This is a genomic window from Pediococcus cellicola (genome assembly GCF_001438655.1).
Taxonomy (GTDB): Bacteria; Bacillota; Bacilli; order Lactobacillales; family Lactobacillaceae; genus Pediococcus; species Pediococcus cellicola.
Genome location: NZ_JQBR01000019.1, coordinates 1 through 3,288, shown reverse-complemented (window position 1 = coordinate 3,288; position 3,288 = coordinate 1). Strand labels below are relative to the sequence as shown.

Sequence of the window (3,288 nt, the reverse complement as noted above, 5' to 3'; positions counted from 1 at the left end):
ATTTGTTCTTTGAAAACTAAATAATATCGAAAAATTTTCTAATTTTAATTATTATATAATTAAACCGAGAACACCGCGTTTTATAGAGTTTTAAAACAAGATTAGTTCGAAACATAATCGCTAAACTCAAAACCACTTTACCTTTGGTAAAGTTAGGTTAAGTTATAAAGGGCGCATGGTGAATGCCTTGGTACTAGGAGCCGATGAAGGACGGGACTAACACCGATATGCTTCGGGGAGCTGTAAGTAAGCTTTGATCCGGAGATTTCCGAATGGGGAAACCCAACAACATTAATCCGTTGTTACCAGCACGTGAATTCATAGCGTGTTTGGAGGTAGACGCGGGGAACTGAAACATCTCAGTACCCGCAGGAAGAGAAAGAAATATCGATTCCCTAAGTAGCGGCGAGCGAACGGGGAACAGCCCAAACCAGGAAGCTTGCTTCCTGGGGTTGTAGGACTGAACATTTGAGTTACCAAAGATTTTCATAGCCGAACAGTCTGGGAAGACTGGCCAGAGTGGGTGATAGCCCCGTAGGCAAAATGAAGATCCCTCAGTTCAGGATCCTGAGTACGGCGGAACACGTGTAACTCCGTCGGAATCCGGGAGGACCATCTCCCAAGGCTAAATACTCCCTAGTGACCGATAGTGAACCAGTACCGTGAGGGAAAGGTGAAAAGCACCCCGGAAGGGGAGTGAAACAGTTCTTGAAACCATGTGCCTACAAGAAGTCAGAGCCCGTTAAGGGGTGATGGCGTGCCTTTTGTAGAATGAACCGGCGAGTTACGTTTACATGCCAGGTTAAGTTGAAGAAACGGAGCCGTAGCGAAAGCGAGTCTGAATAGGGCGACTGAGTATGTAGATGTAGACCCGAAACCAAGTGACCTACCCATGTCCAGGTTGAAGGTGCGGTAAAACGCACTGGAGGACCGAACTCGTGTACGTTGAAAAGTGCTGAGATGAGGTGTGGGTAGCGGTGAAATTCCAAACGAACTTGGAGATAGCTGGTTCTCTCCGAAATAGCTTTAGGGCTAGCCTCGGAATTAGGATCATGGAGGTAGAGCCACTGTTTGGACTAGGGGCCCGTCTTGGGTTACTGAATTCAGATAAACTCCGAATGCCATTGATTTATGTCCGGGAGTCAGACGGTGAGTGATAAGATCCATCGTCGAAAGGGGAACAGCCCAGACCACCAGTTAAGGTCCCTAAATATATGTTAAGTGGAAAAGGATGTGGAGTTGCATAGACAACTAGGATGTTGGCTCAGAAGCAGCCATCATTTAAAGAGTGCGTAATAGCTCACTAGTCGAGTGATTCTGCGCCGAAAATGTACCGGGGCTTAAACATATTACCGAGACTGTGGATGCCACCGCAAGGTGGCGTGATAGGAGAGCGTTCTAAGGGCGATGAAGGCAGACCGTGAGGACTGTTGGAGCGCTTAGAAGTGAGAATGCCGGTATGAGTAGCGAAAGACAGGTGAGAATCCTGTCCACCGAATGACTAAGGTTTCCTGGGGAAGGCTCGTCCACCCAGGGTTAGTCGGGACCTAAGTCGAGGCCGAGAGGCGTAGACGATGGATAACAGGTTGAGATTCCTGTACTAGTTAAACTTGTTTGAACAATGGAGGGACGCAGGAGGCTAAGGAATGCGCACGGTTGGATATGTGCGCCCAAGCAACAAGTCTGGTGGAGAGTGAAATGCTTTCAACCTTAAGGACAAGTTGTGATGGGGAGTGAAATTTTAAGTAACGAAGTTCCTGATGTCACACTGCCGAGAAAAGCTTCTAGTTAGAGTTTAACTACCCGTACCGCAAACCGACACAGGTAGTCGAGGAGAGTATCCTCAGGTGAGCGAGAGAACTCTCGTTAAGGAACTCGGCAAAATGACCCCGTAACTTCGGGAGAAGGGGTGCTGATCGCAAGATCAGCCGCAGTGAATAGGCCCAGGCGACTGTTTATCAAAAACACAGGTTTCTGCAAAATCGTAAGATGACGTATAGGGGCTGACGCCTGCCCGGTGCTGGAAGGTTAAGTGAATGAGTTAGCTTCGGCGAAGCTTTGAAATGAAGCCCCAGTAAACGGCGGCCGTAACTATAACGGTCCTAAGGTAGCGAAATTCCTTGTCGGGTAAGTTCCGACCCGCACGAAAGGCGTAACGATCTGGGCACTGTCTCAACGAGAGACTCGGTGAAATTATAATACCCGTGAAGATGCGGGTTACCCGCGACAGGACGGAAAGACCCCATGGAGCTTTACTGTAGCTTGATATTGAGTGTTTGTACAGCTTGTACAGGATAGGTAGGAGCCGTAGAAACCGGAACGCTAGTTTCGGTGGAGGCGTTGGTGGGATACTACCCTCGCTGTATGAACCCTCTAACCCGCGCCACTAAGCGTGGCGGGAGACAGTGTCAGGTGGGCAGTTTGACTGGGGCGGTCGCCTCCTAAAGAGTAACGGAGGCGCCCAAAGGTTCCCTCAGAATGGTTGGAAATCATTCATAGAGTGTAAAGGCAGAAGGGAGCTTGACTGCGAGACAGACAGGTCGAGCAGGGACGAAAGTCGGGCTTAGTGATCCGGTGGTACCGTATGGAAGGGCCATCGCTCAACGGATAAAAGCTACCCTGGGGATAACAGGCTTATCTCCCCCAAGAGTTCACATCGACGGGGAGGTTTGGCACCTCGATGTCGGCTCATCGCATCCTGGGGCTGTAGTCGGTCCCAAGGGTTGGGCTGTTCGCCCATTAAAGCGGTACGCGAGCTGGGTTCAGAACGTCGTGAGACAGTTCGGTCCCTATCCGTCGCGGGCGTAGGAAATTTGAGAGGATCTGTCCTTAGTACGAGAGGACCGGGATGGACATACCGCTGGTGTACCAGTTGTTCCGCCAGGAGCATCGCTGGGTAGCTATGTATGGATGAGATAAACGCTGAAAGCATCTAAGTGTGAAACTCGCCTCAAGATGAGATTTCCCATTCCATTTATGGAAGTAAGACCCCTGAGAGATGATCAGGTAGATAGGTTGGGAGTGGAAGTGTAGTGATACATGGAGCGGACCAATACTAATCGGTCGAGGACTTAACCACGAAGTGGTGTTCTCAAAGAGAAGGATTCGATATTATTTAGTTTTGAGAGAATAAATTTCTTTCACACGAGCCACGAAGGTGGATCGGAGAAGTGTGGTGGCGATAGCGAGAAGGATACACCTGTTCCCATGTCGAACACAGAAGTTAAGCTTCTTAGCGCCGAGAGTAGTTGGGGGATCGCTCCCTGCGAGGGTAGGACGTTGCCATGC

At 49.6% G+C, this 3,288-nt stretch carries 2 rRNA genes; both read left to right on the top strand.

The features are described from left to right. Positions 1-155: 155 nt before the first annotated feature. Positions 156-3,079, top strand: a 23S ribosomal RNA gene (locus tag IV80_RS09880). Positions 3,080-3,171: 92 nt separating this feature from the next. Continuing rightward, a 5S ribosomal RNA gene (gene rrf, locus IV80_RS09875) occupies positions 3,172-3,288 on the top strand.